Below are 18669 nucleotides of genomic sequence, written 5' to 3'. Positions count from 1 at the left end.
CATTGCGAAACTATAGACCGGTCGCCGTCCCGAGTGTCAAGCGGCGAAAAGTCTCGGATTGGTAACGGCCCCGAACGGAGTGAATCTCCGCGGGTCGGGGTCCCTAGACCCGCCCGATCGGCCCCGAGGATGCGCGCGGAACGAAGGTGGGCGCGATCGTGCCGATCGCTTCACCCGCGGATGCGCCCGCCGTGTCGTCCAGCAACAGCGCTACGCATCGGCGCCCGAGCTCGGTGAAGTCCTGCCGCACGGTGGTCAGCGGTGGCCAGAAGTGCGCTGCTTCGGGGATGTCGTCGAAGCCCACGATGCTGATGTCGCGCGGCACCGACAAGCCTTCGTCACGCACGGCGTGAAGAAGTCCCAGCGCCATCTGGTCGTTCGAAGCGAAGACCGCCGTGAAGTCGCGCACCCGCAGCAGCTCGCGACCCGCGTGGTAGCCGAACTCGGCGGTCCAGTCGCCCAGGATCGGCGCCGTCATTGGCAGGTCATGCGCGTCCATCTCGTCGAGGAATCCGCGCATGCGGGCCTCCGCTTCGATCCAGTCCTGGGGGCCCGCGATGTGGTAGATCTGCCGGTGTCCGAGCTCGATGAGGTGGCGGGTCGCCATCCTGGCACCCGCGATCTGATCGACCGAGAGGGTGTGTTCAGGACCGAGGACCGCCGATTGCAGCGTCACGTAGGGCACATCGATCCGCTGTGAAGCCAGGGCGCGAAAGACCCGCATTTGCGGGGCGATGACCACGAGTCCCTCGATCGACTGAGCGCTCAGATGCGCAATGCCGTCTGTGATCGAGTCCGGATCGGCGGCATCGATGTTGGCGGTCGAGACCCAGTACCCGCGCTCGCGCGCAGCCTCCTCGATCGCCGCGATGCTCGAAGCCGGCCCGTATTGCGTCGAAGAGGCAGCGAGGATGCCGATCGTCTGCGAGCGACTGGTCACGAGCATGCGAGCTGCCCGGTTGGGGGTGTAACGCAACTCGTTCATGACCTGCACCACGCGCGCCCGCGTCTCGGGCCGGATGCTCGGATGGTCGTTGAGAACGCGCGAGACCGTCTGATGAGAGACGCCGGCCAACCGTGCAACGTCTCGGATGCTCGGCGGTCGTCCGCCGGTGCCCTCGCTCATCGAACGCCTCCCGTGAGCACGGTCACATCGCAGTGTGCCGGGATTCCGTGCCCCTTCGCTCATGATAGCGGCGCGCCGGATGTGACAGTCACATTTAGGCCCCGGGAATTACTCGTCGCCGCGTCGGCGCCTGTCACATCCGTCACATTGCCCGCGGCGCATGTGTATAGCTGCCCCTGGCACGAGACCGGCCGATACTCTGTCTCCGTGGCGGACTTCCTGCGATTTCTCCCGCTCAGTGGCCGATCACGTCAGAACGAGGGCCTCGTCTCCAGCGATCGGCGCCCAGAGCTGGACGCGCTGCTGTCGAGCCTGGCGACGCTCACCGACGCGGAGAAGACCTGGGCAGCCTTCGCGGTGGACGCGGGACTCGCGGGTCCCTGGCGTCAATCGGATCGAACCGTCGCAGGCTTCCGGGCTGCCGTTCTCGCACGTCGACGCGGCATCCGTGTACTGTCTCGAGCGCTCGCTGCAGCGCTCCGGATCGCGGGCGACCTCGGTCTCGATCTGGTCGTGGACCCGATGACCGCTGGTGCTGTCGCCTTGTACGCACAGGGCGCCGGTCAGTTCGAACGTCGAGCAGTCGTGGCCGGACACACGATTCGGGCGACGGATGCCGACTGGGCGTTCGGTAGTGGCCCCGTGCTCGAGGGCACCGCACTGCAGATCGCGGGTTTTCTGCTCGGTGTCACTGACGATCCGCCCCGTCCTCCGACCGCAGCGTCGGAGGCGCCTCCCGCAGCCTCGGAACCGCCGGAACTGACAGACCCGCCCGAATAGGCTGTCACCGTGACCACCATCGTCGACAGCCCCGCGCGTCCGACGGTGTACGACCGTGTCAGCGCCCGGATCGCCGTCTCCCCCCGACTGCAGATCGCGGTGCCGGCGGTCGTGACGGCGGTTGCCGGCATCCTGCGCTTCTGGAACCTCGGGCACCCGCACGAACTGGTCTTCGACGAGACCTATTACGTGAAGGATGCCTGGTCGCAGTGGAACCTGGGGTTCGCCGCGAAGTGGCCCGATGAAGCCGACGCGCGATTCGCTGCCGGCGAGACCGACATCTTCCTCGACGAAGGAAGCTACGTCGTCCACCCACCCCTCGGAAAATTCCTCATCGGTGCGGGGATGGCGCTGTTCGGCGCCGACTCGTCGGTCGGCTGGCGCTTTGCCACGGCACTGTTCGGGACTCTCGCCGTGCTGCTGCTCTACGTCGTTGCTCTCACCCTCACCCGGTCGATCGGTGTGGCAACGGCAGCAGCGGGGCTGATGGCTATCGATGGCCTCGCGATCGTGATGAGCCGGGTCGCGTTGCTCGACACCTTCGTCATGTTCTTCACCCTGCTGGCGTTCTGGTTCGTGCTGCTGGATCGACGATGGCTTCGCCAGCGGGAGTGGCCCCGACGGTTAGCCGCCGGGCGTTTTGAATCGGAATCTCGCTGGGGTCCGGTGTTCTGGGCGAGGCCGTGGGTTGTCGCAGCGGGGCTTGCCGCCGGAGCTGCAACGGCTGTGAAGTGGTCGGGACTGTACGTCCTTGCCGGTATCGGCATCTACCTCGTCGTCGTCGACGCCCTGGAGCGGCGCCGGCGTGGCGTCGAGTATTGGCCCGCCGATGCCGCGGTGCGCCAGGGACCGGTGACGTTCCTGCTGCTCGTGCCGCCGGCACTCCTTCTCTATCTCGCGACGTGGACGGGGTGGCTGGTCACCGACGGCGGATACGACAGGCACACCGTCGACGGCTCGCCAGCAACCGGCTTCTGGTCGTGGGCGCCACTGTCGCTCCAGAATCTGTGGGCCTACCACCAGTCGATGTACGGCTTCCACGTGGGGCTGTCAGCAAGCCACAGCTACGCGAGCCCTGCATGGCAGTGGCCGCTCCTTGCCAGACCGACCTCGATGTTCTATCACAGCGATGCTCTCGGCGAGGCTGGCTGCACCGCGGCTTCGGGATGCGTGCAGAACATCTACTCGATGCCGAACCCGCTCGTGTGGTACGCCGCCGTCGCAGCTGCCGTCTACCTCGTCATCAGGTTCATACGGCGCCGGGACCTCGCCTCGGGCTTCGTTCTGACGGGCATCGCCGTCACCTGGGTGCCGTGGCTTCTCTACCCCGAGCGCACGGTCTTCCAGTTCTACACGGTCGTGATGCTGCCGTTCCTCCTCTTGGCCCTGGGGATTGCGCTGCGTGATCTCGCCCATCCGGCCGGCGCCAGTCCCGAAAGACGCGTGACGGGCCAGCGGGTGGTTGCCGTCTTCTTCATCGTCGCTCTGGTGCTTTCGGCGTTCTGGTATCCGATCCTCACCGCGACGAGCGTGCCCTACGACTTCTGGCGACTCCACAACTGGTCGCCCACCTGGATCTGACGCGTAGCACTCAGTTGACCTCGTCGGGATGCGCCGAGACACGCCCCGAACCATCGCCCGGGTCGATCGCATCGATTGCGGCGATCTCGGCATCCGTCAACGCGAAATCGACGATGTCGATGTTCTCGGCCAGCCGCTCACGTCGCACCGACTTCGGGAACACGATGTTGCCCTTATCGAGGTGCCAGCGCAGCACGATCTGCGCCGGGGTCTTGCTATGGGCAGCCGCCGCGTCCGCGACAGCGGGGATCGAGAACAGGTCGTACTTGCCCTGTCCGAGCGGACCCCAGGCTTCGATCCGGATGCCGCGAGCGAGTGCCCACTCGACGACCTCGCGCTGCTGATAGGCGGGGTGAAGCTCGATCTGGTCGACGACGGGAGCGACCCCGGTCTCGGCGATGATCCGCTCGAGGTGGGGAACGAGGAAGTTCGAGACGCCGATACTGCGGGTTAGTCCCGCATCGCGTAGGTCGATCAGCCGCTCCCACGCGTGGACGTAGTTGTCGCGCGCGGGGGTCGGCCAGTGCACGAGGTACAGGTCGACGGCGTCGAGTCCGAGCTTGTCGAGGCTTTCGCCCAGCGCAGCTCGGGGTTCGTCGCCGTCGTGGCGGTCGTTCCAGAGCTTCGTCGTGATGAAAAGCTCGTCGCGCGGGATGCCGCTCTCGGCGATCGCGGCGCCGACTCCCTCTTCGTTGCCGTAGATGGCCGCCGTGTCGATATGCCGATAACCGAGTTCGAACGCCTCGAGCACTGCACGACGCGTGTCATCGGCCGGAACCTTGAACACGCCGTAACCCACCTGCGGAATGCGGTTGCCATCGAGAAGCTGCAGCGTAGGAATCGTCATGATTCCAGCCTACGGGGCATGGCGCAGCCCGCGATGCCGTGGGTGGCGCGAAGAAGACCCCACGGGCGCGCAATATGCTGTGCGCATGTTCAGCTATACCCCGGCGGCTGCCGATCGCGACGCCTGGGGCCTGATCACCGATCGGTTCGTCCTGACGATCGCTACCGACGCGGGCCACGCACTCGAGCTGTGGCGCACGATGACAACCCCGGATGCGACGCTGGAGAGCATCCTCGAAGCCCTGGTCACCCGCGGGGTGCGGGTGATCCCCGACTTCGCGCTGATCGAGCTGCTGGACGCCTCGACCGGCTCGGCATCCCTCGCCCTCCGCGGGCGAGGACGGGCTGAGGTCGGCAGCGCCCAGCATCAGCGCTACTCGGGCAAGGGTGCGGCCACGTGGGTCGAAGCATCGACACAGCAGATCGCCGAGCTGACGATCGGTCTGCGCGGAGAGCCTCCGGGGCCGGCGCGACTGCCCGTCGAGCGCGGAGTCGTCCGCACCGAACAGGTCCACTGGGGCATTCCACTTCCGGAGTTCGACACAGCTGTCGAGCATTCGTCCGAGCCTCGCTGGGCGACCGGTATGGTGCCGAGCGCCGACCCCGAGCACGGCGAGCTCGACGACCGCACGGTGATCGGTTCAGGGGCCGCCGCCCGCGCGGATCTCGACGATGCCACCGTCATCGGGCAGCGCCGCGTCGAACCGCGCCTGGCTCTGCACTTCAGGAATGGCCCACTCATTCCCATCGCGGGGACCGTCGTCTTCGGCCGCTCACCCACTCGCGCGGGCGCGACGACAGTGGCCCTCGCTTCGCCGCGACACGAGGTGTCCGCAACACACGCCGAGGTAGTCGCCGAGGGCGTGCAGCTGCGGCTCCGGGACCTCCGGTCCACCAACGGTACATTCGTCACTGTAGGAGACGGCCCGACGATCGAAGTGCGCGATCGCGAGATAACGCTAGCGCCCGGCGACCGCGTCGATTTCGGCGACGGCAATATCGCCGAGGTCACTCTGTCTCGCTAAGGCCGTCCCCGCGGCCGGAGTTGCACAGTCGTGATCCGCATGTGATAGGAAATATCCGAACGGCCAGGGGGAACAAGGGCAGTCACGCAGTTGAACGCGGTACACACACCCGACGGTGCCGCGCTCACTTCGAGGGGGAAACAATGGCAGGGCGCCTACCAGCGGCGCCGCCGATCCTCAGCGGATTCACCTATGTGAGACCACTGGGCACCGGCGGCTTTGCCGACGTGTTCCTGTTCGAGCAAAACATGCCTCGCCGCCCCGTCGCCGTCAAGGTGCTGCTTCAAGACATCGTTGACGACGGCCTGCTGCGGATGTTCAACGCGGAAGCCGACGTCATGGCGCGCCTGAGCGCTCACCCCTCCATCCTCACGATCTACCAGGCCAGCGTCTCGGCAGACGGTCGCCCCTACATCGTGATGGAGCACTGCCCGAATTCGATGACCAACCGCTATCGACGCGAGCTCATACCGGTCGCCGAGATCGTCGCTCTCGGCGTGAAGATCGGGTCTGCCCTCGAAACCGCCCATCGCGCGGGTCTGCTGCACCGCGATATCAAGCCCTCGAACATCCTCATGACTGCCTTCGGGGCTCCGGTACTGTCGGACTTCGGGATCGCGGCCTCGATCAACGCCCGCGGCGACGGTGAGGTCTTCGCTATGTCTGTCCCGTGGAGCGCCCCGGAGGTCGTCGACGAATCGATTTCGGGCTCGATCCCCAGCGAGGTGTGGAGCCTCGGCGCGACGATCTACACGCTGCTCGCTGGGCGGAGCCCCTTCGAGATCGCCGGCAGCGGGCAGAACGGGCGGGATCAGCTCAAGGGCCGGATCCGCAAGGCTCAGTACACCCCGATAGGTCGATCGGATGTGCCTGCTTCGCTCGAAGCGCTGCTGCAGCGGTCGATGAGCAAAGACCCCGCACGGCGCCAAGCCTCGGCGGCGCAGTTCGCCTACGAGCTGCAGGTCGTCCAGCACGAGATGGGGCTCCCTTCGACACCCCTCGAGATTGCCGTCGACGAGTGGGCGGCCGCGGGAGCCGCGATCGACTTCCAGGACAACTCGCTGCGCGGCCCAGTCCGACCCACCGTCGAGCACGCCTCCCGCCGCCCGCAACGCGCGTCGCGCTCCACCGCGCACCGGGTGAGCCTGGACGGCACAGTGCTCGCCGGGTCCTCGCCCTCACGGCCTGCACGCAGCCGCTGGCTCATCCCGACGATCATCGCGGGCGCGGTGGCGGTCGGCGCCGCAGCGACGGTGACAGTCCTCGCTCTCACGGGGGTGTTCTGAGCGGATGACATCCACCCCGACGAACCCGACAGGGCCCCGCTGGCGCGCACTCGTGGCCGGTGGGGCAACGGTCGCGGTCGTCGGCCTGGTCGTCGCGGCCGCAGCCGTCTGGCCAGGATTCGATGCACAGGAGACGCCGCTGCAGGATTCGTCCGTGTGGGCGCTGCAGACCGGCGACGGGCGGAACTATGCACGGGTGAACACGGCACTGGGCGAACTCGTCACGGTCAAGCAGGTCGAGAACCCCAGCAGACTCGCCCAGACGCAAGGGCATCTGTTCGTCTTCACCGATGGCGACAGCAAGTACGCGGATGTCTCGCTCCCCTCACCTCCCGACATCGACGCCGATGCCGCCGACGTCCTCCAGCCGACCCCGTCCGGAACCAGCGACCTGTCTTCGGCGGGCGATTATCTCGCCTATCTGACCGACACGGGCGACGTCTACGCCGCCCGCCTGTCGACCGGCGGTGCCGCGACGATCATCGACCCCTACGCCGACGTCGTGGTCGAACAGGGGCAGACGCGTCCGCGCATCGGTGCTGATGCGGTGACCGTGACCGACACCGGAACGGTGCTGGCGCTCTCGCTCGCGAGCGGGAGGATGTTCACCGCGGACGCCGCCACGGGCGAGATCACCGACGAGGAGGAGGTCGAGATCCCGGCCACCGACGACGTGCAGCTCAGTCGGGTCGGCGGGCGGTGGGCCGTCTTGGAGCCCGCCAGCGGAACACTGTGGATCCAGGGCGTCGACGGTCCGGTCTTCCTCGATGTCGATGAGAACGCACGTCTTCAGAGTCCAGACCCGTCCGCAGCCGAGATCTCGATCGCCGACGGAAGCGGCCTGGTGACGGTCGCCCTCGACGGTCAGAACACGCAGCGCACTGTCGAGGCCCAGGGTGCGCCCGCGCAGCCGACCTCCGTCGGGGGTGTCCTGTTCGGCGCATGGCTCACCGCCGAAGCTGGCACGCTGTGGTCCTCGGAGTCCGGAGCCACCGACCTCGACTACGCCGGAGCCGCGCTGGACGAGCAGCTGACGCCGGTCATCGCGGCCAACTCCGGACAGGCGATCCTCAACGAGACCACCTCCGGCTGGGTGTGGACGCTGCCCGATGGTGCGCTGGTCGCCTCGTCGCAGTCCTGGCGCAGCGAAGAGGCCGCCCGTCAACAGGAGCAGGACCAGAATGTGACGCCCGACCGAGTCCTCGACCCGCGACCTCCGGTCGCCGAGCCCGACTCCTTCGGCGTCCGTGCGGGGCGGGACGTCGTCCTGCCCGTGCTCCTGAACGACCACGACCCCAACGAGGATGTCCTGAGCATCATCGGCTCGTCGGTGACGGGGCTTGATCCGGCCTTCGGCACCGTCCGTGTTGCCAATGAGAGTCAGCAGCTGGTCATCGAGGTCGCAGCGGGAGCCTCCGGCTCCGCGACCTTCTCGTACCGGGTGACGGATGGGACCACGGCCGACGGTCTCAACTCCGAGCCAGCCAGCGTGACCGTCAGCGTCGTCCCGGAGGATGTCAACAACGCGCCGATCTGGTGCGGTGGCGACCCGGGATGTCTGGCCACGTGGCCCTCGCCCGATGTCCTGCCCGGCGGTACCGTATCGGTGGACGTGATGGAGGCCTGGGTCGACCCGGACGGCGACCCCGTCTATCTCTCGGACGCCACCAACGGCACCGGCGTGGGAACGGTCGCCGCCGACCCTGCGGGCACGGTCACCTACCAGCACCCGGATCCCAACACCACGACGGCGCTGAGCGTGCAGGTCGATGTCACCATCTCGGATTCCCGTGGCGCGTCATCGAGCCAGCCCCTGTTCATCTCCGTCACCCCGTCGCCACAGCTGTCCGCCGACTCGTTCGCGTTGACCGGGGAACTCGGTCTGCCGATGTCGGTCACCCTGGACGACCGCGTGCACGGCACGAAGGGCGCGGTGTCGTTGACCGCCGTCAAGACGCTCAACGGTTCGACGGCCACCGTCGTCCCGAACTCCTCCGGGCTCTCCTTCACCTTCACCGCTGACCAGCCGGGCTCGCATGTCGTGCAATACACCGTGCGCGATGACACCGGCGAGATATCGGCGACCGTGCGGATTACCGTGCTCGATCCCGCGGAAGTCCGCATCTCGACGCCGCCGCTGACCGCCTTCGTCCGACCGAACGAGGATGCCTCGATCGACGTGCTCACCGCGGTCGAGAACCCGTCGGGGCGCGTCCTGCTGGTCAGCGATCTTCGCCCGGAGCCCGCCGCTGGCGCCTCGCTGAGCGTGGACGTCGTCGCACAGAGCCTGATCCGCGTGTCCGGTACCACCGCCGACGGGCAGCCCGGGCAGTTGGGTACAGTCCGGTACACGGTCTCGGACGGGACCGGGGATCCGAACGCCACCGCAACGGGCGAGCTGACCGTCATCCTGCTGCCGTCCCCGAGCGCCAAGCCGCCGATCGCGACCGATGACACTGTCACCGTGCGCGTCGGCTCCCTCATCGACATCCCGGTTCTGGCCAACGACACCGCTCCCGCCGGCGCACTTGTCTCGATCGATCCATCCCAGGTTGTGAACGAATCCGATGCCGGACTCGCCTTCGCGACACCGCGGGTGGTGCGTTACCTGGCCCCCTCCGAGCCGGGCATCTATTCCGTGGCGTATACGATCTTCCGCCTCGGGTTCCCCGAGATGACCGACAGTGCGCGCATCTTCATCACGGTGCTGCCCTCTGATACGAACACCGCTCCCCTTCCCACCGACCTTTCGGGACGGGTGCTGAGCGGTCGCGCGGTGTCGATCCCGTTCGACAGCTTCGGTGTCGACCCCGACGGCGACAGCGTGGTTCTCGACCGCATCGTCACGCAGCCCGCGCAGGGCTCGGCGGCGATCTCGGCCGAGTCGAATGCGATCGTCTACACGAGCAGCCCAGGCGCCCGCGGCCAGGATGCCTTCACCTACCAGGTGCGAGACTCCCGTGGCGAGACCGCCGTCGCCACGGTCCGCATCGGCATCCTGGACGAGGCCTCCGACCCGAGCCCGGTGACCTACAGCGACTACGCCCAGGCGCAGGCCGGTGCGTCCAACACGGTCGTGCTGTTCCCGACCGACAATGACGTCGATCCCACCGGGAGCGAGCTGCAACTGGTCGATGTGCGTCCCAACGCCCAACCTGACACCGACGAATACGCGAAGCTCGAGGCGATGCTGACCTCAGTGGATACCGAGACGGGGCAGGTCGTGCTCGCGGCGGGGACGGAACTGGGCACCTACTCCTTCTTCTACACCGTACGAAATCGCAGCGGTGACACAGCGCAAGGACTGATCGTCCTCAAGGTCGTGCGTACTCCGGTACCCGACTATCCGGTCGTGCAGGACACCATCCTGACCGCCGAGTCCCGTGAAGATCTGCCCGCTGGGATCGATGTCGTCACAGGCCGGGTGACCTGGAGCGGTGGCGACATCTCGAACCTCACGATGGCTCTCTGGGACGACTCGGCGGCCTTCACCGCGCAGGGCTGGTCGATCTCAGGAGAGATTCCCGAGGACTCCACACTCGTGCCCTTCCAGCTCTCGGGCACCGCCTTCAACGGGACCGAGGTTGTCACCTACGGGTTCCTCCGCATCCCCGGCGACAACGACATCGAACTGGCGCTTCGTGCCGGGTTCGCACAGATCGAGGTCAACGAAGAGGGTTCGGTCGACGTAGACATGGCGCAGGCCGTGGCAGTCCCCCAGGGAGAGGAGCTTGTCGTTGACGGCGCCGGCGTCACCTCGACCGGTTCCCGGGCTGGGCAGTGCTCCCTCGAGCGCGGCACGACGATTCGCTATGACGCGGGCGTCGGCGGCCCCTGGACCGACACCTGTACCGTGCCGGTGCGACTCGCCTCGCAGGAGGATCCCACCTATCTCGCGCTGCGGGTCTCGATCATTGCGAAGGCACCGCAGCCGGAGCTGCGCGCCGCATCCCTCAGCGTCAGCCCCGGCGCCGAAGCCGTGTACGACCTGCAGTCGATGACAACCTGGAACGGGGAACCCGACTGGGCCTCGGTCGAGTACGGCATCGAGTACTCCGGCGATCAGTTCGAGGTGACGCAGTCCGGCTCCTCGCTGACCATCGTTGCGAAGGACGCATCTCGGCCCGCCCGTGAGGAGCCGGTGACCGTGCGCATCCTCAGCCACCCGGATGCCGCGGCAGCGACCCTGGCACTCACGGTCGGGCCTGCACCTTCGACCCTCCCGAAGGGCGGGACGGCGACGCAGCAGTGCTCCCAGAGCGGTGGCACGACATCCTGCACGATCCAGGTGATCGGCGTGGCCGGCGAGGTCAATCCGCTTCCCGGCACGCCGCTGACGCTGGTCTCGGTGACAAACCCCGAGAACTGCCCCGACGTCACCTTCACAAAGGCCAGCGCCACCGCGGTGACCGCGAGCTGGGCCTCCGATGCGCCAGGCGCGGCCGACTGCACCGGAAGCTTCTCAGTGCAGGATGCGCAACAGCGCGTATCCAGTGGGGATCGCGACGGCACCGTGATCCTCGACCTCCAGGGACTGCCGGCAGATCCCGCACGCATCAACTGGACCAACTACACCGGTGACACAGTGACCCTGCGGGTGGTGTCCGAATCCACGTCGTACCCGGCGGTGAGCGGCTACCGAGTCTCGGGGAGCAACGGTGTTGAAACGACCTGCTCTGCCACAGGCGAGTGCGCCCCGATCTCGGCGACCAACGGTGAGAAGGTCACGTACCAGGCGTGGGCGGTCAATTCCACGGGTGAATCGCGAACCAGCTCGAGCATCGTGGCCTGGGCGTATCAGGCCCCCGTCGCCCCCGGCGGGATCGAGGCGGCTCCTGTGCCGAACCCACCCGATGGTCTCATCGCGAAGATCACCGTGACCGGGATCGGTCCGACCACGGGCGCCATCCGTCTGACAAGCCCTGTCGGCGAGACCGTCACCGTTTCTGTCCCGTCTGGACAGAACAGCGTCGAGTTCCCCGCGTTCCTTGTTGGGTCGAACACCCCCACCACTGTCACTGCGACCCCGGTCACCCGGTTCGAGGTGCCGCCCGAATCCGTCGTCGCCGGCGGCAGCTCGGACGGGACCTCGGTCTCGGGCGAAGCCTGGGGCATCGGTGCGCCGCTGATCACCGACCCGACGGCCACCGCGAGCACCGACGGCAGCGGGCAGATCCAGGTCGCCGCGACGGTCACGCCCAACGGCACGGGCGCCACCGTGAAGGCTCGGGCCGTTCTGGCCGGCACGACATGCACTCCCTCGGGGTCGGTGACAGGATCCTCGTTCTCGACGACGCTCGCCGGCACGGTATGGGAGGCGACGACGGTCAATATCTGTGCCGAGACCTGGTACGACGGAGTGTCGTTCGGCACGACAAGCTGGACCAGCGGCACCGTCCGTCCCAGCGAGACGATCCCTCCCCCGACCGGAGATACGACCTACTCGATCACTGCCACGGCCGACTCCACTGTCGCCAACGCGCGGGTACGTGAATGGAGTGTCATCAGCGCCCCGGCGCTGGCCGCCACCGGCAGCTACGAGGTCGTCTTCTTCACGGGCGGCACTCCCATCGCCTCGTTCGACGATGCCTTCCGATACGGTGTGGCGCCGGCGCCGCTGACCGCGAAGGCCTGTCTCGCGGGTAGCACCGAGACGTGTTCCGAACCCGTGACGATCTCCCCCGCTACTGGATCGCCGGCCTACCTGGTGCGGATCGAGTTCCCCCAGACCTGCGTCAGCGGCGACGTCTCGCCCGGTCAGATCGTCGTTGCAGCTGAGGCAGGTCAATACTCGACGTCCACGTCAGAGGATGGCTCGACGGGAGCGACCTACTCGGTCGCGTTCACCGCTGCCCTGTCAGCGCTCGGCACGCAGTCATACAGCCTCACCTGCACCGCCCCGGATCCGCCGCCCGCTGACTCCGGAACAGAGGGGAGCACCACCCCGTGAGCACCGCACGCCCGAAAGGATCCGCATGACCCTCTCCGCCGAACAGACCAACTGGTTCCAGGAGTCCTTTGACAGCCTGGTCGCCAACGTCGAACAGGTCGTGCTCGGAAAGCGCCACGTCATCGAACTGGCCTTCACGGCGATGATCTCCGAGGGCCACCTGCTGCTGGAGGATTACCCGGGGACAGGCAAGACGTCGCTTGCCCGCGCCATGGGGCGCACCGTTCAGGGCACGAGCAGCCGCATCCAGTTCACCCCCGATCTGCTTCCCGGCGATGTCACCGGTATCACGGTGTACGACCAGAAGAAGGGGGAGTTCGAGTTCCACATGGGACCGATCTTCGCCAACGTCGTCCTCGCCGACGAGATCAACCGCGCAAGCCCCAAGACCCAGTCGGCCCTGCTCGAGGTCATGGAAGAGGGCCAGGTCACCGTCGACGGCGTGACCCGCCCGGTCGGCACCCCCTTCTTGGTCGTGGCCACCCAGAACCCGGTCGAGCAGGCCGGCACCTACCGACTGCCCGAGGCGCAGCTCGACCGCTTCCTGCTCAAGACCTCGCTCGGCTACCCCGATCACGCCGCCACTCTCAAGATCCTCGAGGGGACGGCAACAGCGAAGCGCGAAGTCGCCCCCGTGATCACCCCCCAGGGTGTGGTGACGATGGCCGACATCGCCCGCGAGGTCTACCTCAACCCGCTCGTGCTCGACTACATCTCGCGCCTGGTCGAAGCCACCCGAAACGCGACGCAGGTGCGCCTGGGCGTGAGTGTGCGCGGCGCGCTCGCGCTGACAAAGGCCTCCAAGACCTGGGCCGCAGCCCACGGCCGCTCGTACGTCACCCCCGACGACGTGAAGGCGCTGGCCGAGCCGGTCCTCGCCCACCGCCTCATCCTCGACCCCGAGGCGGAATTCGACGGGGTCACCGCGAACGCCGTCATCGGACAGGTGCTTCTGGACACCGTGCCGCCCAGCCAGCGCGAGTCCGCGTGAGCTCACACACCGACTCCCGGATCACGCGAACGAGTGGATCGACCGGCCGGTCCACCACTCGAACGCGCTATGCAACGGGGGGAGCCACGACGGTCGTCGTCGTCCAGGGAATCAAGTTCTGGCGGCGGCTGAGGCAGACGATCACGCGCGCGACACGGGCGGTGACCGAAACGGTCACCGCTGGCGGGTGGATGCTGGTGGCCGCCGCCGTGGTCGGGCTCACGGCCGGACTCATCCTCGGCTGGATCGAGTTCGTCGCCGCCGGGACCATCGCTCTCAGTCTTCTGCTGCTCGCCTCGGTGTTCCTCTTCGGCGCGCGGGCCTACGAGGTGGACCTCACGCTCGCCCATGACCGGGTCGTCGCCGGCGCCGAGGTCAGCGGCGCGATCACCGTGACCAACATCGGGCGTCGACTCGCCCTCCCAGGGGTCGTCGACGTCCCCGTCGGTGAAGGTCTTGTCGAAATCGCCGTGCCCCTGCTCCGTCCCGGGGCGGTCTTCAGCGAACAGGTCGCCATTCCCACCCACCGCCGCGGTGTCATCGCGATCGGCCCAGCCCGCACGGTCCGCGGGGACCCGCTCGGACTGCTGCGACGTGAGACAGCGTGGCAGGACCACCACACCCTGTACGTGCACCCGGTGACCACGGTGATCCCCAGCACCGCCACAGGCTTCGTCCGCGATCTCGAGGGCAATCCCTCGTCTCTCATCGTCGACTCCGACATCTCCTTCCATGCCATCCGCGAATACGTCCCCGGCGATTCCCGCCGCCAGGTGCACTGGAAGTCGACTGCCAAGACCGGCACGCTCATGGTGCGCCAGTACGAGGAATCCCGGCGCTCGCGCATGCTGATCGCACTCGCCACAGCCGAGACGGAGTTCGCTAACGAAGACGAGTTCGAGCTCGCGGTCAGCGCCGTCGGCTCGCTCGGTGTGCGCGGCATCCGCGACGGCCGTGACGTCGACGTCGTCGTCGGGCAGGAAATACCCGAGTTCGCCAGACGCATCACCCGCGCCGTGCACGAACTGCCGACGGTGAGCGCCCGAACGCTGCTGGACGCCCTGTGCGAGGTCGCCGAGCGCGCTTCCGTAAACCCCCTCCTGGATGTCGCCACCTTCGCTGTCGAGGCCCATCGCGATGTCTCGGTCGGATTCCTCGTGTGCGGCTCGACAGTCACCGCGCATACCATCCAATCCGCGGCCGTCGCCTTTCCCCTCAACGTCAGTGTGATCGTGATCGTCTGCGATCCGACCGCCGAGCCCGGCTATCGGAAACTGGGCGAGATCGCCGTGATCACGATCGGACTCCTCGACGACCTTCGCCACGTCCTTGCCCGGCGGTCCGCGGCATGAGCGCGCCTGCCGCCCCGATCCGCGACCGTGCGCGCCGCAGCGCGCGCACCTCCGGCCTGCCACGAGGACTGTGGGGCATCGACGTGGGGCTGGTCGTCGCACTCGGGGGCGTCGCCGCTGTGGCCGCGTGGCCGATCTACCGCGACCCTTGGATGTATCTCACCGTCGGAATCGGGGTTGTGACGGGGGTCGCGATCGCCGTCCTGGCTGCCCGCAGCCGGTGGTCGTGGTGGATCGTCGCCCTCGCTACCGTCGCCGCCTACCTCGTCCTCGGTATCCCCCTCGGGGCGCCGCGGGCACTCACGGATCTCAGCGAACTTCCCGCCGCAGTCGTCGATATCGCCACCGCGCCGGTTACCGGGTGGAAGAACATCCTCACCCTCGACGTGCCTCTCGGCACCTACCAGGCAGTGCTCGCACCGCTCCTGCTGGTCTGTCTCCTCGCGCCTGTGATCGCTCTGAGCACGGCGTGGCGCACACGTCACTGGGTGTTCGCCGCGCCGCTCGCACTGACGATGCCGGTCTTCGGCATCGTCTTCGGCTCAAGCGCGGTGCGCGGCATCCTGGAAATCGGACCCGTCACCGTTCCCGGAGTGGTGGAGCTGTCAACGGGCCTGTTCTGCCTGCTCGCATGCGTCGGCTGGTTCGTGTGGCGTACCAACGCCGCGCGCTCCCTCGAGCTGCGCACGGCCGAAACAGCGACCGGCGTGCGCGCCAAGCGCCCCCGCGGCGCCGCGACCGGCAAGTGGCTGCTCGCCGGCGCGATGGCGACCGTCGCGACCGTCGTCGGGCTAGTCGTTGCGCCGCTGGCCGTGGCGGGGCAGGTGCGCGAGGTTCCCCGCACCGTCATCGCCCCGGAGTTGCGGATCCGCTCCGAACTCAGCCCCCTCATCACCTACCGCGAGAACTTCGATGACGACATCGTGGACACCGAGCTCTTCCGCATCACCACGGATCCGTCGGTGGACCGCGTGCGCCTTGCCACCCTCAGCTTCTACGACGGGGTCGTCGCGCGTGTCCTCGCCCCGGACGGGCTGGATCCGCTGGCCACCGCGTTCGTGCGACTTCCGACATCGTCTGGTGCGGGGACCGTCCGCTCGGTGATCGAGATCGGCGCCTACTCGGGGATCTGGGTGCCGATCACCGCCGGGCTCGCCTCCGTGGGATTCTCCGGCGAAGATCGGAACCTGCTCGCGGACGGCTTCTTCTTCAGCCCTAACGCCGACATGGGCGTGCAGCTGTCGGATCCGGGCCTTGCCCCGGGCGTGTCGATCTCCCAGACCGCCACACTGGCCGCCGCCGACGTGCAGGATCCGCTCGTCGGCGAGCCCCGACTCGACGAGGATGTCATCCCGGATTCGCTTACCCAGTGGCTCGAGCTCCAAGACGTCGCCGATGGCTACGACGGGCTGGTGACTCTCATCGAACGCCTGCGCGCCCGCGGGTATCTCAGCCACGCACTCACGATCGATGAGGACGTCCCGCCGTTGTGGATGACCCAGCTGGACGACTACTCGTTCGAGCCCAGCCGGGCCGGGCATTCGACAGATCGGATCGGGTCGCTGTTCAGCGCCCTGAATGAGCGCCAGAATGACGTCGGCGGCGGCGACGACGCTTTGCTGGTTGCCGCTGTCGGTGACGACGAGCAGTTCGCGGTAGCCGCGGCCCTCATCGCCGATCGACTCGGCTTCGAGAGCCGTGTCGTCCTGGGCGCCCGGCTTCACAGCGAGGACGACACGCTGAGTGTCTGCGAAGACGGCAGCTGCGTCGGCGGTGACATCGCCGCCTGGATCGAGATCCGCGACACCGCAGGCGGCTGGATCCCGATCGACACGACGCCCCAGCACGCGAACCCGATCGCGCCCGAGATCGATCAGCGCAACGACCCCCCGATCCCCACCGACGTGCGCCCGCAGCAGGCGGATGCCGTCCCACCACCGGATGCGTCCCCCGCGGATGCCGGCACCGCCGACGACACGGCCGTGCCAGAGAGCGTGGACCTCTCAGACCTCTGGGCCGCGCTGCGCGTGTCGGGAAGCGTCCTGCTAGTCCTCTTCATCCTGCTGGGCCCCCTGCTGGCGATCATTACGGCCAAGACGGTGCGGCGGCGCTCCCGCCGTCGCGCAGCCGACCCCGCAGACCGGGTGATCGCCGGCTGGGACGAGTATGTTGATGCCGCGGTCGACCGTGGGCTGCCGCTGCCGCACGCGCAGACGCGCTCCGAGCTCGCTGCGCTGTACGACGCGGAAGGCACCGGCGCCGCGGTCGCGCTGGCCTCGTGGGCCGATCGGTCGGCCTTCGCTTTCGAGCAGCCCACCGAAGCCGAGAGCGACGCGTTCTGGAGCCTCGTCGACGCAGAGCGTGCGCATCTGCGAACGGGGCTCGGTTGGTGGGCCAGCCTGCGTGCTCGCATCTCGCTGCGATCCTTCCGCCGCGGCATCCAGACGGCAACCGCCCAGGCAAGAGCAGAGCGCGCCGCCCGCCCCCGCACCGCTGAAACCCACACCACCCGGATGACGCGCACGGCGTCGCGGAAGGAGCAACGTTCATGAACGATGGATCCGGAGCAGCCGCCGGGCTGTTGGGAGCGGGGATCGTCGTGATCCTCGTCGTGATACTGATCGCTCTCGGCATCTATATCTGGACGGCGCTGGCACTCGGCGCTGTCTTCAAGAAGGCCGGCGAGCCCGTCTGGAAGGCGTGGGTCCCTGTCGTCAACACGTGGACGCTGTACGAGCTCGGGGGCAAGCCCGGGTTCTGGGCGCTGTTGGCGTTCCTGCCAATCGTTGACATCGTCGCTTTCGTCTTCCTCATCATCTCGATCGATACCGTGAACAAGCGGTTCGGACGGGGATCGGGGCTGACCGTCCTCGCTGTGTTCTTTTTTCCCATCTGGGCCAGCATCCTCGGGTGGGGAAGCTCGCGGCTGCTCTCAGGGCCGCTGCGCCCGGCATACCCGACGGGTCAGATGCCATTCGACACACCGGCGGCACCCCCCGCGCCGCCGACCAGTCCGTTCTCACTTGCGGGCGGCGCGGCGGTTACCGCGGCCCCTCCGGCACCCCCCGTACCTCCGGCGCCTCCGGCACCCCCGCGTGGACCCGCGCTCGCCCCGCCCCCGCCCCCACCCCCGAGCTCTTCATCGCCCTTCGACGCTCGCCCTGCGACCCCATGGCCCGCACCTCCCGCCCCGGCGCCAGCCGCTCCCGCTGCGGCGCCGACCGCCTTCATCCCGCCGCCGCCGCCCGCCCCGAACCCTGCCCAGCAGCCCAGCAGCCTGTGGGCTCCCGCGCCGGCAACGGCACCGGACGTCGCTCCTGCGGCCCCTGTGCCCGCCGCCCCATCTCCCGTGCACATTGACGAGGATGACGAGCGCACCGTGATCTCGCGCTCCAAGCGTCCCTCGTGGCTGCTGACTCTGCCCGACGGCAGTGATGTGACCATCACCGCAAGCACCGTCATCCTCGGGCGCTCACCGTCGGCCCCGGCTGGGTCGGATGCCCAGGTCATCGCGGTGGCAGACGGCACCAAGACGGTCTCGAAGTCGCACGCTGTGCTGCGTCTGATCGGTGACACCTGGGTCATCGAAGATTCGGGTTCGACCAACGGCTCGATCGTGCTCGACGAATCCGGCGCCGAGATAGAGGTCACCGCGACGCACACTCTCATCGGGACGTTCCAGCTCGGGGACGCGACATTCCGCATCCGCAAGAGTTGAAGGCCACCACACGC

At 67.8% G+C, this 18669-nt stretch carries 11 protein-coding genes; 9 read left to right on the top strand and 2 right to left on the bottom strand.

Annotation, left to right across the window (positions count from 1 at the left end):
* Nucleotides 1-103: 103 nt before the first annotated feature.
* Nucleotides 104-1126, bottom strand: a complete 1023-nt coding sequence (locus ACQVDU_RS00830; RefSeq protein ID WP_292708950.1) for a LacI family DNA-binding transcriptional regulator — start codon at nt 1124-1126, stop codon at nt 104-106.
* Nucleotides 1127-1333: 207 nt separating this feature from the next.
* Here ACQVDU_RS00830 and ACQVDU_RS00825 point away from each other — a divergent pair, with 207 nt between their 5' ends.
* Both ACQVDU_RS00825 and ACQVDU_RS00820 read left to right on the top strand, forming a co-directional pair.
* On the top strand, nt 1334-1906 hold the full coding sequence (locus ACQVDU_RS00825) for a hypothetical protein (protein WP_300593533.1): 573 nt from the start codon (nt 1334-1336) through the stop codon (nt 1904-1906).
* A 9-nt stretch (nt 1907-1915) separates the two neighbouring features.
* Complete coding sequence (locus ACQVDU_RS00820; RefSeq protein ID WP_300593530.1) at nt 1916-3487, top strand: dolichyl-phosphate-mannose--protein mannosyltransferase; 1572 nt, start codon at nt 1916-1918, stop codon at nt 3485-3487.
* A gap of 10 nt (nt 3488-3497) precedes the next feature.
* On the opposite strand, the gene ACQVDU_RS00815 is transcribed toward ACQVDU_RS00820, so the two are convergent.
* Nucleotides 3498-4334, bottom strand: a complete 837-nt coding sequence (locus ACQVDU_RS00815; RefSeq protein WP_443476051.1) for an aldo/keto reductase — start codon at nt 4332-4334, stop codon at nt 3498-3500.
* A gap of 85 nt (nt 4335-4419) precedes the next feature.
* Between ACQVDU_RS00815 and ACQVDU_RS00810 the strand changes: the two genes are divergently transcribed.
* From ACQVDU_RS00810 to ACQVDU_RS00780, 7 genes are all read left to right on the top strand, one after another.
* Nucleotides 4420-5358, top strand: a complete 939-nt coding sequence (locus ACQVDU_RS00810; protein WP_443476050.1) for an FHA domain-containing protein — start codon at nt 4420-4422, stop codon at nt 5356-5358.
* 143 nt (nt 5359-5501) lie between these two features.
* Nucleotides 5502-6644: a serine/threonine-protein kinase gene (locus ACQVDU_RS00805; RefSeq protein WP_300593521.1), complete on the top strand. Its 1143-nt coding sequence runs from the start codon at nt 5502-5504 to the stop codon at nt 6642-6644.
* 4 nt (nt 6645-6648) lie between these two features.
* Entirely contained in the window at nt 6649-12594 is a 5946-nt protein-coding gene (locus ACQVDU_RS00800; protein WP_443476049.1) for an Ig-like domain-containing protein, read from the top strand.
* Between the two features lie 25 nt (nt 12595-12619).
* Entirely contained in the window at nt 12620-13585 is a 966-nt protein-coding gene (locus tag ACQVDU_RS00795) for an AAA family ATPase (RefSeq protein ID WP_292725671.1), read from the top strand.
* Complete coding sequence (locus tag ACQVDU_RS00790) at nt 13582-14937, top strand: DUF58 domain-containing protein (RefSeq protein ID WP_443476048.1); 1356 nt, start codon at nt 13582-13584, stop codon at nt 14935-14937. The genes ACQVDU_RS00795 and ACQVDU_RS00790 overlap by 4 nt, the downstream gene beginning before the upstream one ends.
* A complete protein-coding gene (locus ACQVDU_RS00785) occupies nt 14934-17489 on the top strand; it encodes a transglutaminase domain-containing protein (protein WP_443476047.1) in 2556 nt (851 codons plus the stop codon). Before ACQVDU_RS00790 ends, ACQVDU_RS00785 begins: the two co-directional genes overlap by 4 nt.
* Nucleotides 17486-18655, top strand: coding sequence for a DUF5684 domain-containing protein (locus tag ACQVDU_RS00780; RefSeq protein ID WP_443476046.1), 1170 nt, complete (start codon nt 17486-17488; stop codon nt 18653-18655). The genes ACQVDU_RS00785 and ACQVDU_RS00780 overlap by 4 nt, the downstream gene beginning before the upstream one ends.
* The last annotated feature ends 14 nt before the right edge of the window (nt 18656-18669 follow it).

The organism is Microbacterium sp. F2 (assembly GCF_052274505.1).
Lineage (GTDB): Bacteria > Actinomycetota > Actinomycetes > Actinomycetales > Microbacteriaceae > Microbacterium.
Note: the sequence above shows the minus strand (reverse complement) of the source record. Positions and strands in the feature narration are given on the sequence as shown.

What these genes read in the sequence shown, in the direction of transcription:
- ACQVDU_RS00815 (WP_443476051.1), bottom strand. Translation starts at nt 4,334, where the DNA reads ATGACGATTCCTACGCTGCAGCTTCTCGATGGCAACCGCATTCCGCAG.
- ACQVDU_RS00780 (WP_443476046.1), top strand. Translation starts at nt 17,486, where the DNA reads ATGAACGATGGATCCGGAGCAGCCGCCGGGCTGTTGGGAGCGGGGATC.
- ACQVDU_RS00810 (WP_443476050.1), top strand. Translation starts at nt 4,420, where the DNA reads ATGTTCAGCTATACCCCGGCGGCTGCCGATCGCGACGCCTGGGGCCTG.
- ACQVDU_RS00800 (WP_443476049.1), top strand. Translation starts at nt 6,649, where the DNA reads ATGACATCCACCCCGACGAACCCGACAGGGCCCCGCTGGCGCGCACTC.
- ACQVDU_RS00785 (WP_443476047.1), top strand. Translation starts at nt 14,934, where the DNA reads ATGAGCGCGCCTGCCGCCCCGATCCGCGACCGTGCGCGCCGCAGCGCG.
- ACQVDU_RS00795 (WP_292725671.1), top strand. Translation starts at nt 12,620, where the DNA reads ATGACCCTCTCCGCCGAACAGACCAACTGGTTCCAGGAGTCCTTTGAC.
- ACQVDU_RS00805 (WP_300593521.1), top strand. Translation starts at nt 5,502, where the DNA reads ATGGCAGGGCGCCTACCAGCGGCGCCGCCGATCCTCAGCGGATTCACC.
- ACQVDU_RS00830 (WP_292708950.1), bottom strand. Translation starts at nt 1,126, where the DNA reads ATGAGCGAGGGCACCGGCGGACGACCGCCGAGCATCCGAGACGTTGCA.